The organism is Bradyrhizobium frederickii, assembly GCF_004570865.1.
Lineage (GTDB): Bacteria > Pseudomonadota > Alphaproteobacteria > Rhizobiales > Xanthobacteraceae > Bradyrhizobium > Bradyrhizobium frederickii.
In genome coordinates, this window is sequence record NZ_SPQS01000018.1 from 1 (window position 1) to 26,088 (window position 26,088).

23 protein-coding genes are annotated in these 26,088 nt (G+C 64.7%); 10 read left to right on the forward strand and 13 right to left on the reverse strand.

Annotated elements, in window-relative coordinates:
* The coding region (locus E4K64_RS27190) for a transposase (protein ID WP_135166229.1) at positions 1 to 502 on the reverse strand (502 nt) is incomplete at its 3' end.
* A 139-nt stretch (positions 503 to 641) separates the two neighbouring features.
* Here E4K64_RS27190 and E4K64_RS27195 point away from each other — a divergent pair.
* Entirely contained in the window at positions 642 to 1,847 is a 1,206-nt protein-coding gene (locus E4K64_RS27195) for a DUF418 domain-containing protein (protein ID WP_135166230.1), read from the forward strand.
* 279 nt (positions 1,848 to 2,126) lie between these two features.
* Here E4K64_RS27195 and E4K64_RS27200 read toward each other — a convergent pair whose 3' ends face one another.
* The 3 genes from E4K64_RS27200 to E4K64_RS27210 are packed head-to-tail and all read right to left on the reverse strand — an operon-like array spanning position 2,127 to position 5,315.
* On the reverse strand, positions 2,127 to 3,629 hold the full coding sequence (locus E4K64_RS27200; protein ID WP_135166231.1) for an ATP-binding protein: 1,503 nt from the start codon (positions 3,627 to 3,629) through the stop codon (positions 2,127 to 2,129).
* Positions 3,626 to 4,081 (reverse strand): response regulator, encoded by a 456-nt coding sequence (locus tag E4K64_RS27205; RefSeq protein ID WP_135166232.1) that lies wholly within the window; start codon positions 4,079 to 4,081, stop codon positions 3,626 to 3,628. Before E4K64_RS27205 ends, E4K64_RS27200 begins: the two co-directional genes overlap by 4 nt.
* Complete coding sequence (locus E4K64_RS27210; protein ID WP_167772287.1) at positions 4,050 to 5,315, reverse strand: PAS domain-containing sensor histidine kinase; 1,266 nt, start codon at positions 5,313 to 5,315, stop codon at positions 4,050 to 4,052. Before E4K64_RS27210 ends, E4K64_RS27205 begins: the two co-directional genes overlap by 32 nt.
* Positions 5,316 to 6,090: 775 nt before the next feature.
* Between E4K64_RS27210 and E4K64_RS27215 the strand changes: the two genes are divergently transcribed.
* Positions 6,091 to 7,095 carry a hypothetical protein gene (locus E4K64_RS27215; RefSeq protein ID WP_235884794.1) on the forward strand — a complete coding sequence of 335 codons (1,005 nt, stop codon included), beginning with the start codon at positions 6,091 to 6,093 and terminating at the stop codon, positions 7,093 to 7,095.
* A 554-nt stretch (positions 7,096 to 7,649) separates the two neighbouring features.
* On the opposite strand, the gene E4K64_RS27220 is transcribed toward E4K64_RS27215, so the two are convergent.
* Genes E4K64_RS27220 through E4K64_RS27240 form a run of 5 tightly spaced genes read right to left on the reverse strand, consistent with a single transcriptional unit; the run spans position 7,650 to position 11,235 of the window.
* Entirely contained in the window at positions 7,650 to 8,420 is a 771-nt protein-coding gene (locus E4K64_RS27220) for a sulfite exporter TauE/SafE family protein (RefSeq protein WP_135166235.1), read from the reverse strand.
* Positions 8,417 to 9,685 (reverse strand): CCA tRNA nucleotidyltransferase, encoded by a 1,269-nt coding sequence (locus E4K64_RS27225; RefSeq protein WP_135166236.1) that lies wholly within the window; start codon positions 9,683 to 9,685, stop codon positions 8,417 to 8,419. The genes E4K64_RS27220 and E4K64_RS27225 overlap by 4 nt, the downstream gene beginning before the upstream one ends.
* Positions 9,686 to 9,695: 10 nt before the next feature.
* Positions 9,696 to 9,959 (reverse strand): DUF6111 family protein, encoded by a 264-nt coding sequence (locus E4K64_RS27230; RefSeq protein WP_135166237.1) that lies wholly within the window; start codon positions 9,957 to 9,959, stop codon positions 9,696 to 9,698.
* Entirely contained in the window at positions 9,956 to 10,627 is a 672-nt protein-coding gene (locus E4K64_RS27235; RefSeq protein ID WP_135166238.1) for a CoA pyrophosphatase, read from the reverse strand. Before E4K64_RS27235 ends, E4K64_RS27230 begins: the two co-directional genes overlap by 4 nt.
* Positions 10,624 to 11,235, reverse strand: a complete 612-nt coding sequence (locus E4K64_RS27240; RefSeq protein ID WP_126260475.1) for a DUF1285 domain-containing protein — start codon at positions 11,233 to 11,235, stop codon at positions 10,624 to 10,626. The genes E4K64_RS27235 and E4K64_RS27240 overlap by 4 nt, the downstream gene beginning before the upstream one ends.
* Positions 11,236 to 11,491: 256 nt before the next feature.
* Here E4K64_RS27240 and E4K64_RS27245 point away from each other — a divergent pair, with 256 nt between their 5' ends.
* The 7 genes from E4K64_RS27245 (at position 11,492) to E4K64_RS27270 (ending at position 21,561) form a co-directional block, all read left to right on the forward strand.
* Positions 11,492 to 12,490 (forward strand): AAA family ATPase, encoded by a 999-nt coding sequence (locus E4K64_RS27245; RefSeq protein ID WP_135166239.1) that lies wholly within the window; start codon positions 11,492 to 11,494, stop codon positions 12,488 to 12,490.
* A complete protein-coding gene (locus E4K64_RS27250; RefSeq protein ID WP_135166240.1) occupies positions 12,490 to 13,434 on the forward strand; it encodes a DUF58 domain-containing protein in 945 nt (314 codons plus the stop codon). The genes E4K64_RS27245 and E4K64_RS27250 overlap by 1 nt, the downstream gene beginning before the upstream one ends.
* Complete coding sequence (locus E4K64_RS27255) at positions 13,431 to 16,235, forward strand: DUF4159 domain-containing protein (protein WP_135166241.1); 2,805 nt, start codon at positions 13,431 to 13,433, stop codon at positions 16,233 to 16,235. Before E4K64_RS27250 ends, E4K64_RS27255 begins: the two co-directional genes overlap by 4 nt.
* A 41-nt stretch (positions 16,236 to 16,276) precedes the next feature.
* Positions 16,277 to 16,414 (forward strand): hypothetical protein, encoded by a 138-nt coding sequence (locus tag E4K64_RS40590; protein ID WP_167772288.1) that lies wholly within the window; start codon positions 16,277 to 16,279, stop codon positions 16,412 to 16,414.
* Positions 16,411 to 18,474 (forward strand): hypothetical protein, encoded by a 2,064-nt coding sequence (locus E4K64_RS27260; RefSeq protein ID WP_135166242.1) that lies wholly within the window; start codon positions 16,411 to 16,413, stop codon positions 18,472 to 18,474. Before E4K64_RS40590 ends, E4K64_RS27260 begins: the two co-directional genes overlap by 4 nt.
* A 154-nt stretch (positions 18,475 to 18,628) precedes the next feature.
* Positions 18,629 to 19,045, forward strand: coding sequence for a DUF2946 family protein (locus E4K64_RS27265; protein ID WP_135166243.1), 417 nt, complete (start codon positions 18,629 to 18,631; stop codon positions 19,043 to 19,045).
* Between the two features lie 146 nt (positions 19,046 to 19,191).
* The gene (locus E4K64_RS27270) at positions 19,192 to 21,561 is read left to right on the forward strand and encodes a TonB-dependent receptor (protein WP_135166244.1); all 2,370 of its coding nucleotides are present in this window, start codon (positions 19,192 to 19,194) and stop codon (positions 21,559 to 21,561) included.
* Between the two features lie 144 nt (positions 21,562 to 21,705).
* Here E4K64_RS27270 and E4K64_RS27275 read toward each other — a convergent pair whose 3' ends face one another.
* The 4 genes from E4K64_RS27275 to E4K64_RS27290 form a co-directional block, all read right to left on the reverse strand.
* The gene (locus E4K64_RS27275) at positions 21,706 to 22,611 is read right to left on the reverse strand and encodes a LysR family transcriptional regulator (RefSeq protein ID WP_135166245.1); all 906 of its coding nucleotides are present in this window, start codon (positions 22,609 to 22,611) and stop codon (positions 21,706 to 21,708) included.
* 69 nt (positions 22,612 to 22,680) lie between these two features.
* On the reverse strand, positions 22,681 to 23,370 hold the full coding sequence (locus tag E4K64_RS27280; protein WP_135166246.1) for an alpha/beta fold hydrolase: 690 nt from the start codon (positions 23,368 to 23,370) through the stop codon (positions 22,681 to 22,683).
* Positions 23,371 to 23,852: 482 nt separating this feature from the next.
* Positions 23,853 to 24,368: a GNAT family N-acetyltransferase gene (locus E4K64_RS27285; protein ID WP_135166247.1), complete on the reverse strand. Its 516-nt coding sequence runs from the start codon at positions 24,366 to 24,368 to the stop codon at positions 23,853 to 23,855.
* Positions 24,369 to 24,518: 150 nt separating this feature from the next.
* A complete protein-coding gene (locus tag E4K64_RS27290; RefSeq protein ID WP_135166248.1) occupies positions 24,519 to 25,010 on the reverse strand; it encodes an NUDIX domain-containing protein in 492 nt (163 codons plus the stop codon).
* Positions 25,011 to 25,117: 107 nt separating this feature from the next.
* Here E4K64_RS27290 and E4K64_RS27295 point away from each other — a divergent pair, with 107 nt between their 5' ends.
* Complete coding sequence (locus E4K64_RS27295) at positions 25,118 to 25,999, forward strand: metallophosphoesterase family protein (RefSeq protein WP_135166363.1); 882 nt, start codon at positions 25,118 to 25,120, stop codon at positions 25,997 to 25,999.
* Positions 26,000 to 26,088: the final 89 nt, after the last annotated feature.

Sequence of the window (26,088 nt, forward strand, 5' to 3'; positions counted from 1 at the left end):
CCCTGCGCCAGTCCTGACCTGCGATCGAGCGCTGCTTGTTCGCGTCGGCCGCAATCAGGCTCGCATCGACTGCAAATCCTTCGCCACCAACCAGACCGGCGGCAATGCATGTCTCGACAACCCGTTCGAACACCCGGCGGAGAACATCTCCACCGCGGAAGCGCTCGTTGCGGGCCCGCGAGAACGCCGAATGATCCGGGACAGCGTCCTCGATACCGAGCTTGCAGAACCAGCGATAGGCGAGGTTCACCTGCACTTCACGGCAGATCAGCCGTTCCGAGCGGATCGCAAAGACATATCCCACGACCAGCATCCGGATCATCAGTTCCGGATCAATCGACGGGCGCCCCAGCGACGAATAGTGAGATGCTAGTTCACCGCGAAGCCAGGATAGATCGAGAGCAGCATCGATCTTCCGCACCAGATGATCTTCAGGAATAGCGTCGCCAAGACGAAACTCGTAGAACAGTTGACCTTGGTCACTATTCAGACGGCCCATCATGGATCGACCTCGCCGAGATTCGCGTCAACACAACGGAATCACGCTTCGTGACTTGTCTCAACCGACTTTTGCAACAAAATCGGCCACTTGCGGAATTGGGGAGTGACTGAAGCCCTCCCACAATCTATAGTCTTGGTGCATGGCCGCCACAATCGATGAGAGCAGTTATAGTCCCATCAATCCATCCGAAAGAATCGGAAGCATCGATGCGCTTCGTGGCGTGGCGTTGCTCGGCGTCCTAGCAATCAATCTGGTCACCGAATTTCGTATTTCCATTTTCGAGCAGTTCCTGCCCGCTGCAAGGCCCGCAGCTCCGCTGGACCGGGCCGTCGAGACCATCTTGATGCTGGCGGTCGACATGAAGGCGTTTGCGCTCTTCTCGTTGCTGTTCGGAGTCGGCCTTGCAATTCAGTTCGAGCACCTTTCGACGAACCCGCATCGCGCACTTCTTTTGTTTCGCCGTCTGATCGTATTGCTGGCATTCGGATTGATTCACCTTTGCCTCATTTGGAACGGTGACATTCTCACCGAATATGCAATCGCCGGTCTCATCTTTCTACCATTCCTGTTTGGCCCCCGCTGGCTCTTGGCCAGCGGCGCGGCGACGTTCCTAGGATTGTATCTGGCTCTGCAGGTATGGTCACCGCCTGGATTATTTCCGAGCTTTGCTGCAATCCAGCGCGACGTGCAGGAGGCCAATCACGTCTATGCCGACGGCAGCTTATGGGAGGTGCTGGCATTCCGGCTTCGCGAAATCCCCCTGATCGTTCCTCTACACGTCTACGTTTTCCCCCGCACAATAGGGCTATTCTTCCTTGGTGCGTTCACCTGGCGGAGTGAGGTTCTCCGAAAGCCAGATCGGAAGCTCTTGTTCTCAACAACGGCCGCATTCGTTGGTCTGGGCGCCGCGTTGATCTTTCTGAAAGTCAACGGCGCTTCAGCGAGCCTCGGTCTTGACGCAGTGGCCACTCCGGCCGGCACGATCCTGCTCGCTCTCGGCTATGGTGCAGCGTTCGTCGCCGTTGCCGAACTGTCGAGCGGAAGAATGCTGCTGGGTTGGGCTGTGCCATTGGGTCGGATGGCATTCACAAACTATCTTGCCCAGTCGGTGGTCTTTGGTTGGATTTTTTATGGATACGGCCTGGGCCTATTCGGGCACCTCGGCGCGGCCGAGGCGCTGGCCATCGGGCTTGCCGTGTACGTCTGCCAGGTATTCTTCAGCGCTTGGTGGCTAAGGCACTATCGATATGGCCCGGTCGAATGGTTGTGGCGAACGCTCATGTACGGCACGCAGCAGCGGATGTCTTTGAAAGGATTCGCTCGCGCGGAAAACCGCCTCGCCTAGGTCTGCAATGGGTCAATCGTGCCCGTTTCGGCTGAGAGCAGTCAGGTCCGGTCTAGCATCAACTTTGGAATTGGCCAAACGCTCAGACGGTCGCGAAGGGCCAGGAGGAGACATCGCGCAGCCCCCATCATTTGACAGAAAAGCCTGATGACGACGCGGAGGCCCGTACCGCTATATTTGCGCGTCGCGGCCGACGAAATTTGAAAAGATTCCGGGAATAGTTCATTGCCTACCTAGCTGCCACCGCGCAGAGCGCACAAAGGCACGTCGTCAAACGATCTAAGGCAGGGTCGGCGGCAGCACGAACTGAAAAGTCGCGCCCGGTCCTGCGTTGGGGCTCGCCCACAAACGTCCGCCATGCGACGCGATGATTCGCCGACTGATCGACAGTCCCATGCCGGTGCCCTGCGGTTTGGTGGTGAAGAATGCTTCAAAAATGCGATCGGGTCCGTCGACCGGAAGCCCCACGCCGGAATCACTCACTGAAATCAATATATGGCCATCTTCGATTCTCTTCGATGCGACTCTCAGTTCACCGCCCGTCGCTTGCATTGCTTCGATGCCGTTGAGCATGAGGTTCATCATGATTTGCTGCAGCTGTACGCGATCGGCTACGGCCGTCGGTAGGCTGACGTCGAACTCTGTGCGGATTGTAACCGAGTTGCGATGCGCTGCATCGTTCAGCAAAACGATCATCTCTCGAATGATTTCGTTCAGGTCAACCTGCTCATGGTTCGGCGTCCCTCGCGCGTAGAGCGAGTGAACTCGGTCGATGATCTCCGCGGCGCGTGTCACGTCCTCGATCGTTGCCGAGGCGGCCTGACCAGCTTTTACGACGTCGGGCCTGTGGCGACAAAGCCATCGCGCGCAGACGCTGGCGTTCATGGCGGCGGCCGCGATCGGCTGCTTGATTTCGTGAGCCAGCGATGCCGCCAGCTCTCCCATGGTCATTACCCGGCTCATATAGGCCAAGTCCGCTTCCAGTTGCCGCAGCCTCGCGCGCTCTTGTTCTGCCCGCTTGCGATCTTCAATGTCCGTCAAAGTTCCATACCATTTGCGGATCTTGCCCTGCTCATTGCGCAGCGGCACAGCTCGCACCAAGAACCAGCGGTATTCGCCGTTCGCACTGCGATGCCGTGCCTCGTTCTCGAAAGGCTCACCGCTGGCCAGCGACTGCTGCCACTTGGTCACGTGTCGATCGAGGTCATCCGGATGAAGCGTCGCCTGCCAACGGGACCCTGAAGTCTCGTCCAATCCAGAATATTCCGCCCAGCGTCGATTTACCCATGCGCTGCCTCCGTCCGGCAAGGTAGTGAATGCCATGATCGGGATCGCCTCGATCACGTCGAGTAGCTCTTTTTCACTGCGGCGAGCGACCTCCTCAGCCTTCTCGCGTTCGGCTCGTTCTCGGGCTTCGCGCAGCGCGCGACGCACCGACGGCCCCAGCCTCGACAGTCGCGTCTTCAGAACATAGTCGGTGGCTCCGACTTTGAGGGCCTCAATCGCCACGTCTTCACCGAGCGTGCCGGAAACGAAGATGAAAGGCAGATCGGGCCGGGCACTCAACGCAAGCTTCAATGCGGAAAGACCGTCGAACGAAGGAAGGCTGTAGTCCGCGAGGATCAGTTCGATTCCAGAGTCCTCCAGACCGGCCAAGAACTCGGCTCGGGTTTGAACGCGGGTTATTTCACAGAGGAAATGATCGGCTTCGAGGAGTTCGTGAATGAGCTCCGCGTCACGGGCGTCGTCCTCCAGCAACAGAATGCGGAGAGGAGTATTCACGGTAGCTTCTTCATGCTGCCCGGCGGCGGTTCGTTGACGACCGCCCAGAAGATGCCGAGCTCCTTGACCGCATTGACGAACTCGTGGAAATCGACGGGCTTTACGACATACGCGTTCACCCCGAATTTGTAGCTTCTCATCTTGTCTTTCTCCTCGTGGGATGATGTCAGCACCACCACTGGGATCATCCTCAGGCTCTCGTCCGTCTTGATCTGCTGCAAGACTTCCAATCCATCGACCCTCGGGAGTTTTAGATCGAGCAGCATGACCGCTGGGTTCTCGTTCGAGCGAGTGTGGAATTCACCCCGACAATACAGGTAGTCCAGAGCTTGTTGACCGTCGCGGGTAACCACGACCTCATTTGCCAGGTGGTATTCGCCCAGCGCTATGAGCGTGAGCTCCACGTCATTCGGATCATCCTCAACGACCAAAATGCGTCCCAGTGTGGTCATGGCGTATCCTTTCCACCGCGTCCTGTGCGTTTGGGAGCGAGAAATAGAAGGTAGCGCCTTGATCTACCGCTCCCTCGGCCCGGACTTTTCCTCCGTGGCGATGGATGATGCGCTGAACGGTAGCCAGTCCTATTCCATTGCCTTCAAACTGTTCAGCAAGATGCAGGCGTTGAAACACGCCGAACAGTTTATCCACGTACTGCATATCGAAGCCAGCGCCATTATCCCGCACGAACATCTCTGCTTCATGGTTATTTTTTCCGTCCACACAGCCAATCTCGATTTCGGCCCGAGCCCGCATGCGCGTGAATTTGACCGCATTGGAAACAAGATTGGCAAGAACCAGCTTCAGCATGGAACGGTCGCCGTAACAGGCCGGAAGCGCGCCGACCTTCCAGGCAATTTCCCGACCGTTCGTCTCCTCCCTGAGCTCCGCGACCACCTCTTTGACCAGCTGCTCGAGACTCACCAGACTGTTTTGGGTCTCAGCCCGTCCCACCCTGGAAAACGCCAGCAGATCGTCGATCAGGTTACCCATTCTTTTTGCTGACTGTAGAATCGTTTGCATGTACCGACGACTCTTGTCGTCGAGCGAAGAAGACGCTTCCTTTTGTAACAGCTCCGAGTACCCAACCAGATGGCGAAGCGGCGCGCGCAGGTCGTGCGACACCGAGTAGGCGAACGATTCCAAATCCTTGTTAGTCGCCTCGAGGTCCGTAGCCCGCTTCGCAAGCTCTCGGTTGAGGCGCCTGATCTCATCTTCGCGTTGAGCACGATGTTCCACCTCGGTCTGCAGACGGTCGCGGGCTAGACGAAGACCCGCCTCGATTCGGCGTGAAACGGTGCTGAACCAGGCAACAAGGGCCCCCCATGCGAGGAAAGTGATAAAGTAGGGCAGATCCTTCGTGGAAACAGCGAAGGAGTGGATCGGCTCTATAAAAAAGTAATTGAAGGACATCGTGCTAAGCAGGATCGCCAGCACGGAAGGTCCAATTCCCGCGTGCCAGGTCACGATGGCGATAGCCAGGCACAGTACGGGTAGTTCCACATCGCGAAACTGGTAATGTTGCAATGCAAGAGCCAGCCCAAGGGCAAGAGCGACGCAAGCAACGGACAAGCTGTAGCGCAGGATCGGTGAGTGGATCCTTTGCAATTGTTGGTTCCAGCGCGCCAGGGCTCGCTTCATTCCAACACCCGATTCCAACACCCGGGGTGGCTCCTCAAGGTCACTCATGGTGACACTTTTCTTCTCACTGTTCTCGGTGCGAGCAAACCCAACCTGCTTGCCAACGTGATCGGGGCCCCTCTCGCCCCTTGCCGTCACCGAGCCGCTAATCGCGCCGCCGCATGGGTCCCTCGGACCAATCGCCGTCTGCAGCATACCTTCGCCATTGCCACTTGTGTGAAATAACGCACGGCTGCCATCAAACGCTGATCAAGGTCGACGTCCGAAAAGGGTCAATTGCGTCGACTTTGCCGATACGCGATCAGGTCCGCTTGACCCATGGCAGCCGACAGGCGAACGAACCCCGAGTCTTGTCGGCATGGGTCAACAGCTGCCGCGGACAGTCTCGAGCGGAATGTGTTTCGGTTGAGTCGATGCGTACCGAGAACTCGGATCACCTCTCCCGTAGGGCGAGGTCGGATCGCATCGAAGATGCGGCCAGCGACGTGTCACTTCGGTCTCCCTCGATCAGCAGACCATTTCTGAGGCCAACCGAACTTCGCCCTCGGGCCACTTCCAGACATCGCCGACGGTATATAGGATCATCGTCCACCCCGGAGAACAGCAAGTGGGCCGAATAGAAACCTTCGTATGGATCGTAATGACTTTCATAGTCATTATGGCCGCCACTCCACCACGGGCTTTAGCAACACCAGAAGCGTCTGCATGCGGGTACCTCGCGGGTCTAATCGATAAGGCACCGCCTGGGCCGTTGTTCTTGCCCAGCTATCCAACCGTGGAATCGGGGCCTCTCCATAGCGCCGCATACCTTTATGACAATGCGGTGGCCGCCATCGCATTGGTCGGTTGCGGTGAGCGAGACAAAGCACGTCGGATCGGCGCGGCGATTCTCTGGGCCATCGATAACGACCGGACCTGGCACGATGGACGACTCCGGAACGCTTACGCCGCGGGTGTGGTGGCGAGTGGCTCCGCCAAACTTCCGGGTTGGTGGGACAATACTCAAAACAAGTGGTTAGAAGATCGATATCAGGTGGGCAGCGATAGTGGCAACGTTGCATGGGCAATGTTGGCTTTGCTGTCGATTGATGATGTGAGCGCCAGCTCTCGGTTCCGCGATGGTGCGGCACGGCTTGGCACCTGGGTCGCGCAATGGGCCGACACGCGCGGTACTGGCGGTTTCACGGGCGGTACGTTTGGGCACGAACCGACGCCGGAAGTGCGGACGTGGAAATCGACTGAACATAATACTGACCTCGCCGCCGCGTTTGGCCTTCTTGCGATCCGTACAGGGGATTCGCGCTGGCGTGATAAGGCGACGGCCGCTGAGCACTTCGCAAATACGATGTGGAATCCGGCATGCGCCTGTTTCGCTGCAGGGACCGCTGAAGACGGCGTCACCCACAATCCGATTTTGGCTCTCGATGCTCAGGTCTGGCCTTTAATGGCGCTCCACGGAGCGGTCGAGAAATTTGCATCGGCAATTACGACCGCCGAACAGCGAATGAGTGTCGACGAGGGCTTTTCTTACGGTGAAGACCGAGATGGTGTGTGGACCGAAGGGACGGGCCAAATGGCTCTCTTAATGAAATTGCTCGGCAGGACTGGGAGGGCAAACTCGTTGATCGCTGTAATCGAATCCCAGAGGTCGCCGGATGGTGGGTTCTATGCCACAACTGTCCGCGAGTTACCGACCGGATTCGTGTTGGACACCGATCCGACCAAGCCACGACTCTATTTCCGATTGTCACATCTTGGCGCAGCTTCGTGGGCTGCCCTCGCGGAACGTGGGTTCAAACCCTTTACGGTGACAAAAGGACTTCCGTAGTTGAGCCGCGGTGCCTCTCGTCTCGGCCTCCCTTTTGGTCTTTTTTGATTTCGATATGTCCGCAAAGGGTCAATTGCGTCGACTTTGCCGATACGCGATCAGGTCCGCTTGAGCCATGGCAGCCGACAGGCGAACGAACCCCGAGTCTTGTCGGCATGGGTCAACAGCTGCCGCGGACAGTCTCGAGCGGAATGTGTTTCGGTTGAGTCGATGCGTACGGAGAACTCGGATCATCTCCCGTAGGGCGACAGGGTAATCGCATGTGAATGACACGGGGACTGTCTGCAGGCTTGCTCCGCCTCTCCCGCTTGCGGGAGAGGCCGACGCGCTCGCAGAGCGCGGCGGGTGAGGGCTCTCGCCGCGCAGGGACGTCCTCAGTTGTTCTCAAGAATCCCTGCGCGGAGACACCCTCTCCCCAACCCTCTCAGCGCGAGCGAAGCTCGTCGCGCCCCGCAAGCGGGGAAGGGAGCCCACTGCCGATGCATCCTGCACATCATATGCGATTGCTCTGCATAGGGAGAGGTAAGTTGCGAATGGCCAGTTGGCCCGCTCGTCTACGCGACCAGCTGCCTCGCCGCCGCCGAGATCATCACCAGTCCGCCGGTGATGACAGCCACATCGAGAATGGCGGTGTGGATGTGCAGCGGCATCCGCTCGACGAAAGCCTTCGCCAGGAACGCGCCGGGGATCGCGATCGCGCCGATCAGGAGCGCGAAGGCGAGCACCTGCGCGGTGACGGCGCCGGCGAGGCCGAACACGGAGATCTTGATGAGGCCGGTGCCGAGCGAGATCATCGCATCGGTCGCGATCACGGCGGCGCCCTCCAGGCCGGCGGCCATCAGGAGCGACAGCAGGATCACGCCGGAGCCGGAGGTGCCGCCGACCAGGACGCCGTAGCCGACCGAGCCGGCGGCAAGGCCACCATCGCCGATCCGCACGCTTCGGCGGCGGAGCACGCGGCGCAGCGGCACGCTCAGGATCAGCATGGTGCCGATCACGAGCGCCGCGCCCGCATTGGTCAGCCGCGTGTAGCCGTAGGCGCCAAGCGCGGTGGTCAGCGCGGCGCAGGCGAGCACGATCAGCGCGCGGCGGCGGTCGGCATAGCGCAGGTAAGCGACCGCGCGGCTGCAATTGGTGAAGATGGCGGAGATCGCGATGATCGGCACCACGGACTCGGCGCCGACCAGCGGCACCAGCACCAGCGGCATCAGGGCGCCGGTGCCGTAGCCGGCGAGACCGCCGATGATCGAAGCAAACAACGCCATCAACGCGACCAGCAGCAGCTGAACAATCGAGATGTCGGCGAAGGCTGAGACGATGGTCACGTTCTCTCGTCGCGGCTGATGCGGGCCGCAGCTTGATCGGCGATGGCAGCGAGTGCGGCTTCCTCTAGGGGAAAATCCGCCGCAAGCCAAGCGTCCTCGGCGAGCGTCAACACATGTCCGAGCGCCGGTCCTTCAGGCAGTCCGCGGGCGATGAAGTCGGCGGCCTTCAGCGGAAATTTCGGCGCAGTCCAGCGCTGCGGCAGCTCGGCGAGCGCGCGCCAGCGCGGGGAGGCGACATCGCCGCCGCTCCGCGCCCAGCCCAGCAACACGCGATCGTGATAGCGCTCGGCACCGAGCCGGTAGAGCAGCCGCCGCGCATTGGCGTCGTCCTTGGTGGCGAGGCGCCACCAGCGGTGTCCCATCGAATCCAGCGCCTTGGTCTCGGCATTGGACAGCCGCAGGCGCGCGGCGACGCGCTTGGCATCCTCGGTCACGGCGACGGTCAGCGCAGCGAGGCGCCGCGTGCTGCCGGCGGCGAGGCCGAGCTCGCGCTCGATCGCGATCATCGTCGCCAGCGGCCCGGTGTAGACGACGCCGCCGGCCAGCGTCTGCAGGAGGCCGCCCTCGGCCATAGCCAGCGCGGCCGCGGCTGCGCCCGATGCCACCAGGAGCTTCAGCATCTCCATCCGCACCCGCTCGGCCGAGAGGCTGGCAAGGCCGGCGCGGCCGCGGATGCAGGCGAGATAGCCCTCGCGGTCGGGATCGCCCGCGCCGAAAGCGGCGTGGATGCGGAAGAAGCGCAGGATGCGCAAATAGTCCTCGGCGATGCGCTGGTCGGGATCGCCGATGAAGCGCACGCGGCGCGCTTTGGCATCCGCAATGCCGCCGACATAATCGTAGACGACGCCCTTTGCGTCGGCCGACAGGCCGTTCATGGTGAAGTCGCGCCGCTCGGCGTCCTTGACCCAGTCGCGGCCGAACGCGACCTTGGCCTTGCGGCCGAAGGTCTCGGTGTCCTCGCGCAGCGTCGTGACTTCATAGGGATGGCTGTCGATGACCAGCGTGACGGTGCCGTGATCGATGCCGGTCGGCACGCCCTTGATGCCGGCAGCCTTGGCGCGCCGGATCACCTCCTCCGGCCGCGCCGTGGTCGCGATGTCGATGTCGCCGGGCTTGAGGCCGAGCAGCGCGTTGCGCACCGCGCCGCCGACCACCCGCGCCTCCTCACCGTCGGCATTGAGCAATTGCAGGACGCGCGCGGTCCCGCCGGAGATCAGCCAGGGCGCATCGGCAAGGACCGGCGCGAGTAACGGCTCCGCGCTCATCGTGCTGCCCCTATTTTTCCACGCCCGGCACCAGCCGACCGTTCTCGATATGGGCGGGAATGTAGGTCGAATCCGGCGGCGCGCCAGAGAAGTGCGCCAGTCCGATCAGGCCGGCGATGACCAGCACGATCGCCGCCAGCGCAAGCCGCGCGACGATCGCGACCGGCCAGGACGAGCGAGCGAACAGGCCGGAGCGCGTGGCGGCCAGGAACAGCGCATAGACGGCAAAGGGAATGAGGAAGATTCCGATCTCGGTCAGAACCGGCCGGATCATGATGAATAGATCCGCTCATACAGCACACGCAGCATTCCGGCCGTGGCCCCCCAGATGTAGCGCTCCGCGAACGGCATCGCGTAATAGGACCGCTCTATGCCGCGGAATTCCTTGCTGTGCACCTGATGGTTCACCGGGTTCATCAGAAAGGATAGCGGCACCTCGAAGGCGTCATCAACCTCGGAATGGTTGATGGTGAGCGAAAAGCCCGGCCGGACCTTGGCGACCGTCGGCAGGATCCGGAAGCCGAACGCGGTGCCGTAGAGATCGAGATAGCCGAGCGGCTCGACGAAGTCCCTGGACAGCCCGATCTCCTCCTCGGCCTCACGCAGGGCCGCGTCCAGCGGCGAGGCATCGGTCGCGTCGATCTTGCCGCCGGGAAAGGCAACCTGGCCGGCATGGTCGTTGAGATGCGCCGCGCGCTGCGTCAGCAGAATGGTCGGCTCGGGATGATCGACCACGGCGATCAGCACCGCCGCGGGGCGCACCGGCTGCTCGCGCGCGATGATCTCCAGCATCTTGTCGGTGCCGGGATCGCCCGAGGTGGGAATGATGTTGGGATCGTAGAGGCCGGCCGGCACGTCGAAGCCGAGCTTCGCCTTGGAGCGCGCGAAGAAATCCGCCGCACCGAGCGCAACCTGGTCGCTTTTCAGAATGGGCTTGTTCAAAGCGCGGCCCTCACCTGCTCCGCATCGGCCATGGCGAAGAATTCGCCCGCCGATTCGACCCCGAACATCGGCTGGCCATCGACCATCCGCTCCTCGCCCATGTCAACCAGATCGTAATAGAGCGCCCTCGTGACCTTGGCCCAGAGATCGGCACGGACATGCAAGTAAGGCGTCAGCCCGCCGTCCGCCGCCTGCTCGAAGCGCAGCCGGTGCGCGGCATCGCAGCTGACCCAGTCGTCGACATTGGTGCGGAAGCGCAGCACGCGATGGCCGCTCTCGCCGTCCTTCTGCATCTCGACCGCCATGAACGGCGCATCGTCGACGCGGATGCCGACCTTCTCCACCGGCGTGACCAGGAAATGTTTGTCGCCCTCGCGCTTGAGGATGGTCGAGAACAGCCGCACCAGCGCGGGACGCCCGATTGGCGTACCCAAGTAGAACCAAGTACCATCGGAGGCGATTCGGATGTCGAGATCGCCGCAAAACGGCGGATTCCACAGGTGCACCGGCGGCAGGCCCTTCTTGCCGCCTTCGGCATTGGCAGCGTTCTTGGCGGCGGCAGTCAGCCCCTCGAGGCCGCGATCGGCGCTCTGCCCTTGGTTCGCCATGGTTTGCCCTGACTTTGTCCTTGGCACGATTGGTGCAGGTCTACGTTGTACTCGGGTGCACGGTTCCATCCGGAATGTCCCGGTGTGGAGGTCGCCACTTCGTGATGCCGTACATAACCCGAAGCCGATAAGGTGGGGATAGGTTAATTCAACGAATACATGGCCTTCCTGCAAGCCTAGCATGGGCCCATGATTTGACGCGATGCGATGCCATGACGGCCCAGGCGAGCCGCCTGGCGGCTGAAGGAGCGAGCGGATGGCGGAGAGTGTCGAGAAACTCGAGGACGGGATCGTTCGCTCGGCCGAGCAGGTGTCGAGCCAGATTCGCGCCGCGAAGGATGCGATCGCGTCCGTCATCTTCGGCCAGGATCGCGTGATCGAAAACACGCTGGTCACCATCCTCTCCGGCGGCCATGCGCTCTTGATCGGCGTGCCCGGCCTTGCCAAGACCAAGCTGGTCGAGACGCTCGGCATCACGCTCGGCCTCGATGCCAAGCGCATCCAGTTCACGCCCGATCTGATGCCGTCGGACATTCTCGGCGCCGAGGTGCTGGACGAGAGCACCACGGGCAAGCGCGCCTTCCGCTTCATTTCGGGTCCGGTGTTCGCGCAGCTCCTGATGGCCGACGAGATCAACCGCGCCAGCCCGCGCACGCAGTCGGCGCTGCTGCAGGCGATGCAGGAGCAGCACATCACCGTCGCCGGCGCGCGCCACGACCTGCCAAAACCCTTCCACGTGCTGGCGACGCAAAACCCGCTGGAGCAGGAAGGCACCTATCCGCTGCCCGAAGCGCAGCTCGACCGCTTCCTGATGGAGATCGACGTCGACTATCCCGACCGTGACGCCGAACGCCGCATCCTGTTCGAGACCACCGGCGCCGAGGAAACGCTGGCGAGGGGATCGATGACCGCGGACGCGCTGATCACCGCGCAGCGGCTGATCCGGCGCCTGCCGGTCGGCGATTCCGTCGTGGAGGCGATCCTGTCGCTGGTGCGCGCGGCCCGTCCGGGTCCGGACGCCGGCGAAGCCGGCAAGTTCATCGCCTGGGGCCCCGGCCCGCGCGCCAGCCAATCCCTGATGCTGGCGGTGCGCGCGCGTGCGCTGATCGACGGCCGTCTGGCGCCGTCGGTCGACGACGTGCTCGATCTCGCCGAGCCCGTGCTGAAGCACCGCATGGCGCTGACGTTCCAGGCACGCGCCGAAGGTCGCACGATTCCGGACGTGATCCGGCAATTGAAGACACGGATCGGTTGATGGCAGCGGAGAACGGGCACACGGCCAGGGAGGTCCTCGCGATCCGACGTGCCGATGGCGAAAGCCGCACGCTCGCAGCTTCCTTGCCGCGCCTCGTGCTTGAAGCCCGCCGTATCGCCGCCAACGTCATCCACGGCCTGCACGGCAGGCGCCGCGCCGGCTCCGGCGAAAATTTCTGGCAATACCGCCGTTTCGTCTCCGGCGAGCCGTCGCAGAATGTCGACTGGCGGCGCTCGGCGCGCGACGACCATCTCTATGTCCGCGAGCTCGAATGGGAAGCCTCGCACACGGTCTGGATCTGGCCCGACCGCTCGCCCTCGATGGCGTTCGCCTCGAAGACCGCGCGCGAGTCCAAGCTCGAACGGACGCTGATCGTCGCCTTCGCGCTGGCCGAGCTCCTGGTCTCCGGCGGCGAACGCGTCGGGATTCCCGGGCTGATGGCGCCGACGGCGAGCCGCAGCGTCATCGACAAGATGGCGCAGGCGATGCTGCATGACGATGCCGATCGGCTCAGCCTGCCGCCGTCCTTCGTGCCTGCCGCGCTCGCCGAGACGATCGTGCTGTCGGATTTCTGGTCGCCGATCGCCGAGATCAGGACGACACTCGCGGGGCTGTCCGGCTCCGGGGCGCACGGCACGCTGGTGCAGGTCGTCGATCCCGCCGAAGAATCGTTCCCCTATTCCGGCCGGGTCGAGTTCGTCGAGCCCGAAGGGTTCGGCGTGATCACCGCCGGCCGCGCCGAGAGCTGGGCGCAGGATTACACCACGCGGCTCGCGCTGCACCGCGACCAGATCCGCGCCGAGACCAAGAAGCTCGACTGGCTGTTCACGACGCACGCCACCGACCGCTCCGCCGCCGAGCTCTTGCTGTTCCTGCATGCCGGCATGCAGGTGAGCAAGTCGGGCGCCCGCACCACGACCATCAAGGCGGGGCCGGCCGCATGATGGGACTGCCGCTCGCCTTCACCGAACCGCTGCTCCTGATCGGCCTCGTCAGCCTTCCGGTGCTGTGGTGGCTGCTGCGCGTGATGCCGCCGCGGCCGCGCCGCATCGAGTTTCCGCCGACCCGCCTGTTGTTCGACATCGCCCCGCGCGAGGAGACACCCTCGCGGACGCCATGGTGGCTGACCGCGCTGCGGCTGCTTGCGGCAGCGCTGGTGATCTTCGCCGCCGCCGGCCCGATCTGGAATCCGCAAACCGGCCTCGCCGGCAGCAAGGCGCCGCTGATGATCATGTTCGACGACGGCTGGAGCGCCGCATCGCACTGGGATGTCAGGATCAGGGCCGCCGACGAGCTGATCGCCAATGCCGACAACGACCGCCGCGCCATCGCGCTGGTGCCGCTGTCCGAGCCGAACCGCGACATCACCTTGATGCCGGCGGGCGCCGCGCGCGTCGCGCTGCGCCAGCTCGCGCCAAAGCCCTATTCGATCGACCGCGTCGACACGCTCGCCGCGGTCGACCGCTTCCTGAAAGCCACCGGCGATTGCGAGATCGCCTGGCTGTCGGATGGCGTCGACACCGGCCGCGGCGAGGAATTCGTGGCCGACCTCGGCAAGACCATCGGCGAGCGCAGCCTGACCATCTTCGAAGGCGGCACCTCCTCGCCGCTGGCGCTGGTCGCGGCCGAGAACGCCGCCGCGAAGATGACGGTGAAGGTGCTGCGCACCGACAGCGGCATCGCGGTCGGCACCGTGCGCGCGCTCGACCAGAAAGCCTCGCCGATCGGCGAAGCGCGGTTCTCGTTCGGCCCGCAGGACAAGGAGACCGACGCCGCGTTCGATCTGCCGGTCGAGCTGCGCAACGACATCAATCGCCTCGAGATCTCGGGCGAGCGCTCCGCCGGCGCGGTGCAGCTGCTCGACAAGCGCTGGCGCCGCCGCGCCATCGGCATCGTCTCGGGCTCGACCAGCGAGACCGCGCAGCCGCTGCTGGCGCCGACCTTCTACCTCACCCGCGCGCTGGCGCCGTTCGCCGACGTCAGGCTCGCCGACAAGGGCTCGCCGCAGCAGGGCATCACACAATTCTTGGACCAGAAGCTGCCGATGATCATCCTCGCCGATGTCGGCACCATCGCGCCGGAGCTGCGCGAGCGCATCAACGCCTGGATCGACCAGGGCGGCGTCTTGGTGCGGTTCGCAGGTCCAAGGCTGGCGCAGGCCGAGGACGACCTCGTGCCGGTCAAGCTGCGCAAGGGCGGCCGCACGCTCGGCGGCAGCCTGACCTGGGAGAAACCGCAGCATCTTGCGACCTTCGCGGCCGATGGCCCGTTTGCCGGCGTCGCGGTGCCGAAGGACGTCACCGTCAGCCGCCAGGTGCTGGCCGAGCCCGACGCGGTGCTCGCCACCAGGAGCTGGGCCTCGCTCGAAGACGGCACGCCGCTGGTCACCGGCGAGCATCGCGGCAAGGGGCTGGTCAGCCTGTTCCACGTCAGCGCCGACATGCGCTGGTCGGACTTGCCGATGTCGGGCACTTTCGTCGAAATGCTGCGGCGGGTGGTCGACATGTCCGGCTACACGTCCAAGCCCGGCGCCGGAATTGCCGGCGAAGCGACCACCGAGACGGTGGCGCCGCTGCACATCCTCGACGGCTTCGGCGCCTTCGGCCCGCCGCCGGCGACCGCAAAGCCGCTGCCCGCGGATTACCGCGACCGCGCCACATCAGATCATCCGCCGGGCTTCTACGGCCCGGCCGAAGGACCGCTCGCCGTGAACACGCTTGCTAGCGCCGACCGCATCGCGGCCCTCAACACCGCGAGCCTGCGCGCCCGGCACGCCGCCTACACCAATGCCGAGCCGCGCGACCTGCGCGGCTGGCTGCTGTCGACGGCGCTCGCGCTGTTCCTGATCGACGCCCTCATCGTCGCGGTGCTCGGCGGCGGGATCGCCGCGCTGCTGCGCCGCCGCGCCGCGCCCGCCATGATCGTCCTCGGCCTGCTGCTCACTTCGCTCGCGCCGACGCCATCACGCGCCGACGGCGCCACGGACGATTTCGCGATGAAAGCGACGGCGCAAACCCGCCTCGCCTATGTCGTCACAGGCAATGCCGACGTCGATTCCATCGTCAAGGCGGGGATGAACGGGCTGACGCTGTTCCTGGCCCAGCGCACCGCGCTCGAGGCCGGCGATCCCGTCGGCATCGATCCCGCGCGCGACGAGCTCGCTTTCTTCCCGCTGATCTACTGGCCGATCGTGCCGGGCGCGCGCAAGCCGCCGCAGGATGCCATCAATAAGATCGACGCCTATATGAAGCAGGGCGGCACCGTGCTGTTCGACACCCGCGACGCGATCGAAGCGCCGCCCGGCGCGAACGGCGCGGCGCAGACCCCCGCCATGCAGACGCTGCGCGAGATCCTGTCCTCGCTCGACGTGCCCGAGCTCGAGCCGGTGCCGCGCGAGCACGTGCTGACCAAGACCTTCTATCTGCTGCGCGACTTCCCCGGCCGCTTCGTCACCGGCCAGACCTGGGTCGAGACCCTGCCGCGCGACGAGGACGAGGACAGCGCGCAGCGACCGGCGCGCGGCGGCGACGGTGTCTCGCCGATCATCATCACCTCGAACGACCTTGCCGGCGCCTGGGCGGTGCGGCCCGACGGCCAAGCCATGCTGCCGGTGGCGGGCGGCGACACCCGCCAGCGCGAATTCGCCTACCGCGCCGGCGCCAACATCGTGATGTACACCCTGACCGGCAACTACAAGGCCGACCAGGTGCACGCACCGGCCCTGATCGAACGGTTGGGGCAGTGATGCGGTTCTTGAAACCCGACACCTGCCAAAACGAAGCCGTCATGGCCGGGCATAGCCGCCCGAAGGACGGCGTCGCTTCGCTCGCCTACGTCCCGGCCATCCACGCCTCGCCACGAGGCGCGAAGAACGTGGATGCCCGGGTCAAGCCCGGGCATGACGAGGATAGGCTTGCGCCATGAATTACGGCATCGCCTTCACGCCACTTGTTCCCGCGATCGTGCTGTGGCTCGCGCTGGCCGCGATCGTCATCGTCGCACTGGTGCTGCTGGTTGCGCGCGCGCGCGGCGCTGCCGTGCGTGTGGCCGCGCTGGCGCTGTTCCTGCTCGCGCTCGCCAATCCCTCCTTCACCCGCGAGGACCGCGAGCCCCTCACCTCGGTCGCCGCAATCGTCGTCGACAAGAGCCCGAGCCAGAATTTCGGCAACCGCAATCGCGAGGCCGCGCAAGCGCAGGAGGCGCTGGTCGACAGCCTGAAGAAGATCAAGGGGCTGGAGGTGCGCGTCGTCGATGCCGGACAGGCCGACGGCGAGACCGACGGCACCAGGCTGTTCGGCGCCCTCGCCTCGGCCTTGTCGGACGTGCCGGTCGACCGCGTCGCCGGCGCGTTCCTGATCACCGACGGCCGCGTCCACGACATTCCGGCGAACGCCGCCGCGCTCGGCTTCCAGGCGCCGGTGCATGCGCTTGTCACCGGCCAGAAGGACGAGCGCGACCGCCGCATCGCGATCACGGCCGCGCCGCGCTTCGGCATCGTCGGACAGACCCAGACCATCAGCTACCGCCTCGACGACCAGGGCGTCACCGGCGAACGCGCCAGGGTCACGGTCCGCCGCGACGGCGAGGTCATCAACGAGCGCACGCTGGGAAGCGGCCAGGCCGCGAGCGTCGACGTCGACATCAAGCATGCCGGTCCGAACATCGTCGAGATCGAGGCCTCCCCGCTCGAGCGCGAGCTGACGCCGGTCAACAACCGCGCCGTCGTCGCCATCGACGGCGTGCGCGACAAGCTGCGCGTGCTCCTGGTCTCCGGCGAGCCGCATTCCGGCGAGCGCACCTGGCGCAACCTCTTGAAGTCCGACGCCAGCGTCGATCTCGTGCACTTCACCATCCTGCGTCCGCCGGAGAAGCAGGACGGCACGCCGATCAACGAATTGTCGCTGATCGCGTTTCCGACCCGCGAATTGTTCCAGCAGAAGATCAACGAATTCCAGCTGATCATCTTCGACCGCTACGCCCGTCAGGGCGTGCTGCCGATCGCCTATTTCGACAACATCGCGCGCTATGTCCGCGCGGGCGGCGCGGTGCTGGTCTCGGCCGGCCCCGACTACGCCTCCAACACCAGCATCTGGCGTACGCCGCTGGATACGGTGCTGCCGGCCGAGCCGGTCGGCGTGACGGAAAAGCCGTTTTATGCGCATCTGTCCGACCTCGGCAAGCGCCACCCCGTCACGCGCGCCCTGGAGGGCTCGGCCTCCGAGCCGCCGCGCTGGAGCCGTTTCTTCCGCACCGTTGACACCCGCAATTCCGTCAACCCGCCGGTGATGACGGGCGCCGACGGCAAGCCGCTTCTGTTCCTGTCGCGCTTCGGCGAGGGCCGCGTCGCGCTGCTGCTCTCCGACCACATCTGGCTGTGGGCGCGCGGCTATGAGGGCGGCGGCCCGCATCTGGACCTGCTCCGGCGGATGTCGCACTGGCTGATGAAGCAGCCCGACCTCGACGAGGAGGCGCTGCGCCTTCAGGTGCAGGGCAAGAATCTGGTGGTGGTGCGCCAGACCATGGCGGACAGCGTCCAGCCGGTGAGCGTGACCTCGCCGTCGGGCGTGTCGCAGGATTTGACGCTGAGCCTAGGGGAGCCCGGCGAATGGCGCGCCAGCCTGCCGGCGAGCGAGCTCGGCCTGTGGCAGGCCACCGACGGCACGCTGAAGGCGCTGATCAATGTCGGCCCGACCAATCCGAAAGAGTTTTCGGAAGTCACCTCCACGGTCGAGACCTTGAAGCCGCTGACGCAGGCGACCGGCGGCAACGCCGTCCGCTTGGCGAATGGCGCCAGCGTCGAGCTGCCGCGCATCCTGCCCGTGCGTTCGGCCAGCGTCTTTGCCGGCGACGGCTGGATGGGGGTGCGGATGCGCGATGCCAGCGTCGTCAAGGGCGTCGGCGTGCTGCCGATCTTTGCCGGCCTGATCGGCCTGTTGCTGCTGCTCGGCGCGTTTGCGGCGACGTGGGTGCGCGAGGGCCGCTGAACGCTCCGTTGCTCGAACGCCACATCGGCCTGCCACGCGTGCTGGGCGGGTTGGAGTGCCGTTGACATCCGCTGACGATTAGAGCGATGTTATATTGTAACATCGCGACGCCCTAGGGACTTGGCGCCTCGCGGTGTTGGGGGTGGCATTTCCGATGAAGTGGTTCCGGTCGAATATCAGGCACGGTGCCCGGCTCGCGTTGCTCGCGATGCTGGTGCAGTTCGCGCTGACGTTTGGCCACAGTCATTGGTTTGCCCAGGCCGCACCGTTGGCCCAGGCCACGCTCCACCAGACCGACGGCCCCAAAGACAGTGCCAAGGACCAAGCTGCGGGCGACCGCGCGGCGGTTCACAAGCAATCGCCCTCAAGCCCCGATCGCGAGCAGCCGGGCGAGGACAATTGCGCGATCTGCGCCGTGGTCGCGATGGCAGGCACGATCCTGTTCGCGACGCCGCCTCTGTTGCAGCTGCCGCAGGCGATCGACCTGCTCTACCGCACCACCGATGCCGAATTCCTCCATCTGAAATCGGCCGCCACGGCGTTCCAGCCGCGCGCCCCTCCCGCGTCCTGACTCCCGACACCACTTGATCACGCCGCCCCTCGCCGCTTTCAGGCGATCGGCCGGAAAAAGTTGAAGTCGAATTCCGTCGCACCGCGACGGCAGGCCGCCTCCGATAGCAAACCATCATGCGGACGGGCCTGACTGGAATCAGGACAATGTCATTCAAATCGCGACACGCGCAGCGTCTTGGCGGAGCAAGCCTGCTCCTGCTCGGTGCCGCCGCCACCCCCGCTTTCGCCCAAACGCCTGCACAGGACAAATCGTCGACCGAGATTCCCGCCGTCACCGTGACGGCACCAAGCCCGATCGTGCGCAGAGCGGTGGTGCCGTCTCGCAACGCAGGCCGCGGTACACGGACCGCACGGGTGCGCAGCCGCGAGCAAGCGGCGGAAGCAACGCCGGCAGCCACCGCGCCCGCCGCGCCGCAGCAGGGTGTGCTGCCTATTGTGACCAACCAGTTCGCCACCGTCACGGTGGTGCCGAACGAGGAGATCCGCCGCGAGGGCGGCGGCCAGCTTGGCGACCTGCTGTTCTCCAAACCCGGAATCACCGGATCGAGCTTCGCGCCCGGCGCCTCCAGCCGGCCGATCATCAGGGGTCTGGACGTCAACCGCGTCGGCATCGTCGAGAACGGCACCAATGGCGGCGGCGCCTCCGATCTCGGCGAAGATCATTTCGTCCCGATCGATCCGCTCGCGACCAACCAGGTCGAAGTCGTGCGCGGGCCGGCCGCGCTGCGCTACGGCTCGACCTCGATTGGCGGTGTCGTGAGCGCCACCAACAACCGGATTCCGGATGCGCTGCCTGCTTGCGCGCCGTCGTTCCAGGCTTACGGCCTGCCGACCAAGGCGCCGCTCGCAAGCGCCGCGACCTCGCCTTGCGTCACAGCCGAGACACGCACCGCCTTCAGCTCGGTCGATCGCGGTGTCGAGAGCGGCGTGCTGCTCGACACCGGCGGCGGCAATTTTGCATTCCATGCCGACGCCTATGGCCGCACGACCTCGGATTATTACATCCCGAGCTATCCCTATCTCAACGATCAATCGCGCCCGGTGAACGGGCGTCAGCCCAACTCGGCAACGCGCTCGGACGGCGCCTCGATCGGCGGCTCCTACTTCTTCCAGGGCGGCTATATCGGCGCGTCGATCACGCAGAACGACTCGCTCTACCACATCCCCGGCATCGACGGCGCCGACCACAACACGCGGATCGACGGCCACCAGACCAAGATCAACGTCAAGGGCGAGTACCATCCCGACGCGGCAGCGATCGACACGGTCCGCTTCTGGGCCGCCGCGACCGACTACCGGCATAACGAGATCGGCCTTGCCGATCCGGCCGACCTCGCCAGCGACGGCATCAGGCAGACCTTCACCAACAAGGAGCAGGAGATCCGCACCGAGGTGCAGCTGATGCCATTCAACGCGCGCTTCGCCGAGGTGACGACCGCGCTGGGCTTCCAGGTCGGGCATCAGGAATTGAGCGCGCCGAGCCCGGACAATCCCGGCACGCTGTTCAATGGCCTGTGGGATCCGAACAACAGCAACCGCGTTGCCGGTTACACCTTCAACGAGTTCAAGTTCACGGAGGCGACGCGAGCGCAGATCGCCGGCCGCATCGAGCATGTCGAGCTGCACGGCACGACGCCGGACTTCCCGGCCGATTATCTGCCCGACGGCACGCCGCAGGCGGCGATCTCGCGCAATCCGTCCTTCACGCCGAAGAGCGGCAGCATCGGCCTGTTGCAGGACCTGCCCGGCGGCATGGTCGGCAGCATCACCGCGCAATATGTCGAGCGCGCGCCGAAGGCGGCCGAATTGTTCTCGCGCGGCGGCCACGACGCGACCGCGACATTCGACATCGGCAATCCGAACCTCACCATCGAGACCGCGAAATCGGTCGAGCTCGGCGTGCGCAGGGCGACGGGACCGTTTCGCTTCGAGGCGACGGTCTACTACACGCATTTCGACAATTTCATCTATCGCCGCCTCACCGGCGTATCCTGCGACGACGACTTTGCATCCTGCGGCACGCCGGGCGCCGAGCTGAACCAGGCGGTTTACTCACAGCGCAACGCGAATTTCCGCGGCGGCGAATTCCAGTCGCAGCTCGACGTCGGCGCCTTCCAGGGCGGCATCTGGGGTATCGAGAACCAGCTCGACTTCGTCCGCGCCACCTTCAGCGACGGCACCAACGTGCCGCGCATTCCGCCCTTGCGGATAGGCGGCGGCGTGTTCTGGCGCGACGACAACTGGCTGATGCGCGTCAACCTGTTGCACGCCTTCGCGCAGAACAACGTCGCCGCGATCGCGGAGACGCCGACGGCGGGCTACAACCTGTTGAAGGCCGAGGTCAGCTACAAGACCAAGCTCGACCGCAACTGGTTCGGCGCACGCGAGATGATGGCCGGCATCGTCGGCAACAATCTCCTCAACGAGAACATCCGCAACCATGTGTCCTACACCAAGGACGAGGTGTTGATGCCGGGCATTGGCGTCCGGGCGTTCGCGAACTTCAAGTTCTAGGCTTGCTCCAGTCGGGGCCCAAAAGGCCCCGGCTGGCTTCGCCAGCAGCGGGCTGTAGCCCGGATGGAGCGCAGCGCAATCCGCGATAGCGAAGCTGCGGCGGCGGTTTCCCGGATTGCGCTACGCTCCATCCGGACTACGAGACTATCGGCCCTGCGCATTTGCCGCCGAGCCGGCATCCAGGGCGCCCGCGCGCATCGCGGTCAGAAAGCGTCCGATCAGCGCGCCCGCGGCCTCGCGCGGCCAGGCCAGGCTGAATTCGACCTGCGCATTCGCCTCGTCGACCGCCCTGAACACGACGCCGGGAAAGCTGACCTCGGCCTGGCTCTGCTGCGCGAGCGTGACACCGAAGCCCGCGGCGACGAGGCTGAAGACGGTCTGCTTGCCCGACGGCTGGGCCTGAAACGGCACGCCGATCCCGATCATGGAGGCATAGAACTCGCGCATGGCGTGGCTGTTCGGCCATTCCTGCACGTAGATCGTCTCGCTGCGCAGATCCGACCATCGCAGGATGTCGCGCGAGGCGAGAGCATGATCCCACGGCACGGCCGCCACCATCCGTTCGCGATAGAGCGGCTCCATCACGATCCGCGGCCATGGCGCAAAACTCGGCACCAGCGCCACGTCGATCCGGCGCGCGGTGAGCTCAGCATAGATGTCGTGGTCGGATAGTTCGTGGATGATGAGCCGAACGCCCGGATGATCCCGGCGCCAGCGCGCCAGCATGCTGCGCAGAGGCTCGCCGAGGGGCGGAGAACGCACGCCAAGCCTGAGCTCTCCGGTCGTGCCGCGCGCCGCCCCGTCGGCGGCTTCCGTCACCGCCGCAAGGCTGGCGAGCATCCGCCTGGTTTCAGCGAGCACCGATGCGGCCCCCGGCGTCAGCACGACGCCGCGCCGGCTGCGTTCGAACAGAGTCAGTCCGAGATCGTCCTCCAGCGTGTCGACGCTTCGCGTCAGGGTTGACGGTGTGACGCCCAAACGCTCGGCGGCAGCGTTGAAGCTGCCGTGATCCGCCACCGCGACGAAGTATTTCAGCGCAACGAGCTGCATGGGCCGATCATCGGGAAGAGCCCTGACATTGACGAGACCGCGTGCGTCGCGGGATCCGCGGTGACGCGACTATCCCTCAGCGGACGCAGCGGCACTTGCGATGAATTCCGCGACGGCCTCGGGCTGCGAGAGCATGGGCACGTGCGAGCTCTGGAGCACGAGCGTCTCCGCACCCATACGACTTGCCGAGTCGCGCTGCACATCAGGCGGAATGGTCTCGTCGCGCGCCGCTACAACGTACCATGACTTCTTCGAGCGCCAGGCCGCCTTCGAGATCGTATCGCCGAAGCACCTCACCGCAAGCGGGCCTTGCGTTGCATGGACGATGTCGGCTTCGTCGGTCGGAATATCCTGGACGAAGTGCTTGCGCACGCCTTCCTGCGTCAACGCCACATAACCTTCGCCGTAGGGCCTGATCTCGGCCGCACCAGGGGCCGGCTTGTAGGGCTTCCACCAGGCGTCGAACGACTGACCGCTGTCCGGCGCGCCGGCGGCGACATAGACGAGGGCTTTGACCTTGGGATGATTGCCGGCCTCGGTAATGACGGCTCCGCCCCAGGAGTGTCCGACCATGAGCACCGGACCGTCCTGCATTTCGACGACTCGGTGGGCAGCCACAACGTCGTCGGCGAGGGAGCTGAGAGGGTTCTGGACGGCAATGGCCTTCAACCCCCGCCTGGTGAGGAGAGGAATGACCTTGGCCCAGCAAGAGCCGTCCGCAAACGCTCCGTGCACGAGCACGACGGTTCCGATTGCCATGGTTGCATCTCCTTTTTCTTCGCATTGGATGAGCCGGACGCAGCGTCCTTGGCGGAGCCACGCGGCAACGCTCATCGTCAGGTCTTATTGCGCGGTCGTCATCCCCGTCAGTGAAGCAACACGTGTTGCCTGTGAGGCAATATCGTTTGAGCCTTGTTGGCGAAGCGATGCAAGCGGACCGCGAAGCTTTTTCGTGCGAAGAGACAAAAGGATTGGAAGAATGAACGGCCCCGTCACAGCGCCGTAGACCGGATGGCGATCTTCACACCGTCATTGCGAGCGGAGCGAAGCAAGCCAGACCGTCACCGCGGAAAGATTCTGGATTGCTTCGCTCCGCTCGCAATGACGGAGTTTGAGGAGCCGCTCTCGTACTCATGATGCACGGCGTCGTAGCCCGGATGAGCACAGCGATATCCGGGGACAATGCATCTGCGGTGACGAGTCTCCCGGATGTCGCTGCGCCACAGCGACATCACGAGCCCCTATCCCCGCGCCTTGCTCCAGTCAGGCCCCACCGCTCCCGACACGCCCTCGAAGGCGCCGTCGACGAGCTCGAATACCAGGATACGGGCGGCGTCGACCGGGCCCGGCATGGTGACTCGTCCCTTCGGCACCTGCTTGAAGCCAACGCGGCTGTAATAGGGCTCGTCGCCGACCAGCAGCACGATGGCGTGGCCCTTTGCTTTCGCGTCCTTGAGCGCGCGCTCCATCAACAGCCGTCCGATGCCGCGATTGCGGAACGGCGGCTCGACGGTAAGCGGCCCGAGCAGCAGTGCCGGCGTCTCGCCGATCAGGATCGGCAATTGCCGGACCGAGCCGACCAGCAGCGTCCCGATGCGGGCGGTGAAGGACAATTCGAGCAGATGGTCGACGTGCTCGCGAATCCGGTAGGCGCTGAGCACGAAACGGCCTGGACCGAAGGTGCGTTCATGCAGCCGCTCGATCGACTGGGCGTCGCCGGCGGCCTCGGGAAGGACGGTGAGTGAAAGGTCGGTCATGTCAATCGCGGGATAGCATTGGAACGCGGCGCGGTCCATTGGGCAGCGAAGCCGCTCAGGTCCATTTTTGGGCGCCGATCCGACAGGTGTTCCGAGACCTCGGCTTGCTCGTGTCGAATGACGATCCTCAGGCGCCAGCACAGCCCGCCCTCACCGCCACGTCGCAATCAGGGGCCGGCCGTCGAGCACTTCGGCGATCCGCAGCCGCGTACCGGGCGTGGTCCCTTCGGGCAGCGCGTTGATCGCGAAGAACCCGCATTCCACGATCTCGCGGTTGGGCGCAGGCAGCCGGTCCAGGCTGAATCGCCTGACCACGTAGACGGCGACGTGGTCGCGGCGGGAGACGTGACTGTTGAGGAAGATGCCATGCAGCTCGGCAGCACCGGTGAGGTCGATATCGCCCTCCTCCTTGAGCTCGCGCCGCATCGCCTGTTCCAGAGTCTCGCCGTGGTCGACGCCGCCGCCGGGCAGGTACCAGCCGCTGACGTAGCTGTGCCTGACCAGGAACACCCGGTTGTCGGCATCCAGCACCACGGCGCGGACGCCAAGCGTCATGCCGCGGACAATCAGGAAATAGGCGTGGAAGATTCGCCGCAGCAGCGGCTCGCATGCCCGTCGGATCCGGTTCAGACGTTCTCCCATCAGGCTTCCTCGACGCCGCGGCCCAGGCTGTGCTTGCGCGTTCCTTGCGAGCTTGCCATTACAGCGGAGCAATAGCGAGGCAATCGCGCCCCATGACTCCCAACAGGCTGGCTCCCTTCACGCTCGCCCATCTGTCCGATCCGCATCTCGCGCCCCTGCCGAAGCCGCGGCTGATCGAACTCGCGGGCAAGCGCGCGTTCGGCTACGTCAACTGGACGCGCAACCGCCACAAGTACCAGCGCCGCGAGGTGCTCGACGCGCTGGTCGCCGACATGAAGGCGCAGGCACCCGACCACATCGCGGTGACCGGCGACCTCGTCAACCTCGCGCTGGAGGCCGAGTTCGCGCCTGCCCGCGCCTGGCTCGACGATGTCGGTCCGCCCGACCGCGTCACAACGATTCCCGGCAATCACGACGCCTATGTCCGCGCCACCTCGCACCGCTTCGGCGACACCTTTGCACCCTATCTTACGGGCGACGACGGCCGCATCGGTTTTCCCTCGGTGCGCCGCCGCGGGCCGCTCGCGCTGATCAGCCTGTCGACGGCGGTGCCGACGCCGCCGCTGATGGCAACGGGCACGCTCGGACGCGATCAGCTCGCCTCGCTCGAAGGGGTGCTCGAACGGCTCGCGACCGAGGACGTCTTCCGCGTGCTGCTGGTGCATCATCCACTGAAATCCGACGCTCGTCAGAAGCGGATGACCGACGCAGCCGCGCTGCTGACGCTGCTCAAGCGCCACGGCGTCGAGCTGATCCTGCACGGGCACGACCACGTTCATTCGACCGTGTGGGTCGAGGGTCCCAACGGCGACATTCCCGCCCTCGGCGTACCCTCGGCCTCCGCGCTTGCGCACGGACGCTATCCGGCGGCGGCGTATAATCTGTTCAGTATCGAGAAGGACAATGCCGGCTGGCGCTGCGAGCAGACGGTGCGAAGCCTGGGGGCGGGTTTTCAAGTCGGGCAGATCAAGCATGTGAGGTTGATTTAGACGCTGTCATTCCGGGGCATGCGAAGCATGAACCCGGAATCTATCGGGCCGCAGCACGTGACGATGAATGGATTCCGGGTTCGCGCTTC

Coding starts and splice junctions, on each gene's coding strand:
- E4K64_RS27260 (WP_135166242.1), top strand. CDS start 16,411: ATGAATTACGGCATCGCCTTCACGCCACTTGTTCCCGCGATCGTGCTG.
- E4K64_RS27290 (WP_135166248.1), bottom strand. CDS start 25,010: ATGGGAGAACGTCTGAACCGGATCCGACGGGCATGCGAGCCGCTGCTG.
- E4K64_RS27285 (WP_135166247.1), bottom strand. CDS start 24,368: ATGACCGACCTTTCACTCACCGTCCTTCCCGAGGCCGCCGGCGACGCC.
- E4K64_RS27245 (WP_135166239.1), top strand. CDS start 11,492: ATGGCGGAGAGTGTCGAGAAACTCGAGGACGGGATCGTTCGCTCGGCC.
- E4K64_RS40590 (WP_167772288.1), top strand. CDS start 16,277: ATGGCCGGGCATAGCCGCCCGAAGGACGGCGTCGCTTCGCTCGCCTAC.
- E4K64_RS27210 (WP_167772287.1), bottom strand. CDS start 5,315: ATGAGTGACCTTGAGGAGCCACCCCGGGTGTTGGAATCGGGTGTTGGA.
- E4K64_RS27270 (WP_135166244.1), top strand. CDS start 19,192: ATGTCATTCAAATCGCGACACGCGCAGCGTCTTGGCGGAGCAAGCCTG.
- E4K64_RS27250 (WP_135166240.1), top strand. CDS start 12,490: ATGGCAGCGGAGAACGGGCACACGGCCAGGGAGGTCCTCGCGATCCGA.
- E4K64_RS27275 (WP_135166245.1), bottom strand. CDS start 22,611: ATGCAGCTCGTTGCGCTGAAATACTTCGTCGCGGTGGCGGATCACGGC.
- E4K64_RS27205 (WP_135166232.1), bottom strand. CDS start 4,081: ATGACCACACTGGGACGCATTTTGGTCGTTGAGGATGATCCGAATGAC.
- E4K64_RS27280 (WP_135166246.1), bottom strand. CDS start 23,370: ATGGCAATCGGAACCGTCGTGCTCGTGCACGGAGCGTTTGCGGACGGC.
- E4K64_RS27195 (WP_135166230.1), top strand. CDS start 642: ATGGCCGCCACAATCGATGAGAGCAGTTATAGTCCCATCAATCCATCC.
- E4K64_RS27230 (WP_135166237.1), bottom strand. CDS start 9,959: ATGATCCGGCCGGTTCTGACCGAGATCGGAATCTTCCTCATTCCCTTT.
- E4K64_RS27225 (WP_135166236.1), bottom strand. CDS start 9,685: ATGAGCGCGGAGCCGTTACTCGCGCCGGTCCTTGCCGATGCGCCCTGG.
- E4K64_RS27255 (WP_135166241.1), top strand. CDS start 13,431: ATGATGGGACTGCCGCTCGCCTTCACCGAACCGCTGCTCCTGATCGGC.
- E4K64_RS27265 (WP_135166243.1), top strand. CDS start 18,629: ATGAAGTGGTTCCGGTCGAATATCAGGCACGGTGCCCGGCTCGCGTTG.
- E4K64_RS27240 (WP_126260475.1), bottom strand. CDS start 11,235: ATGGCGAACCAAGGGCAGAGCGCCGATCGCGGCCTCGAGGGGCTGACT.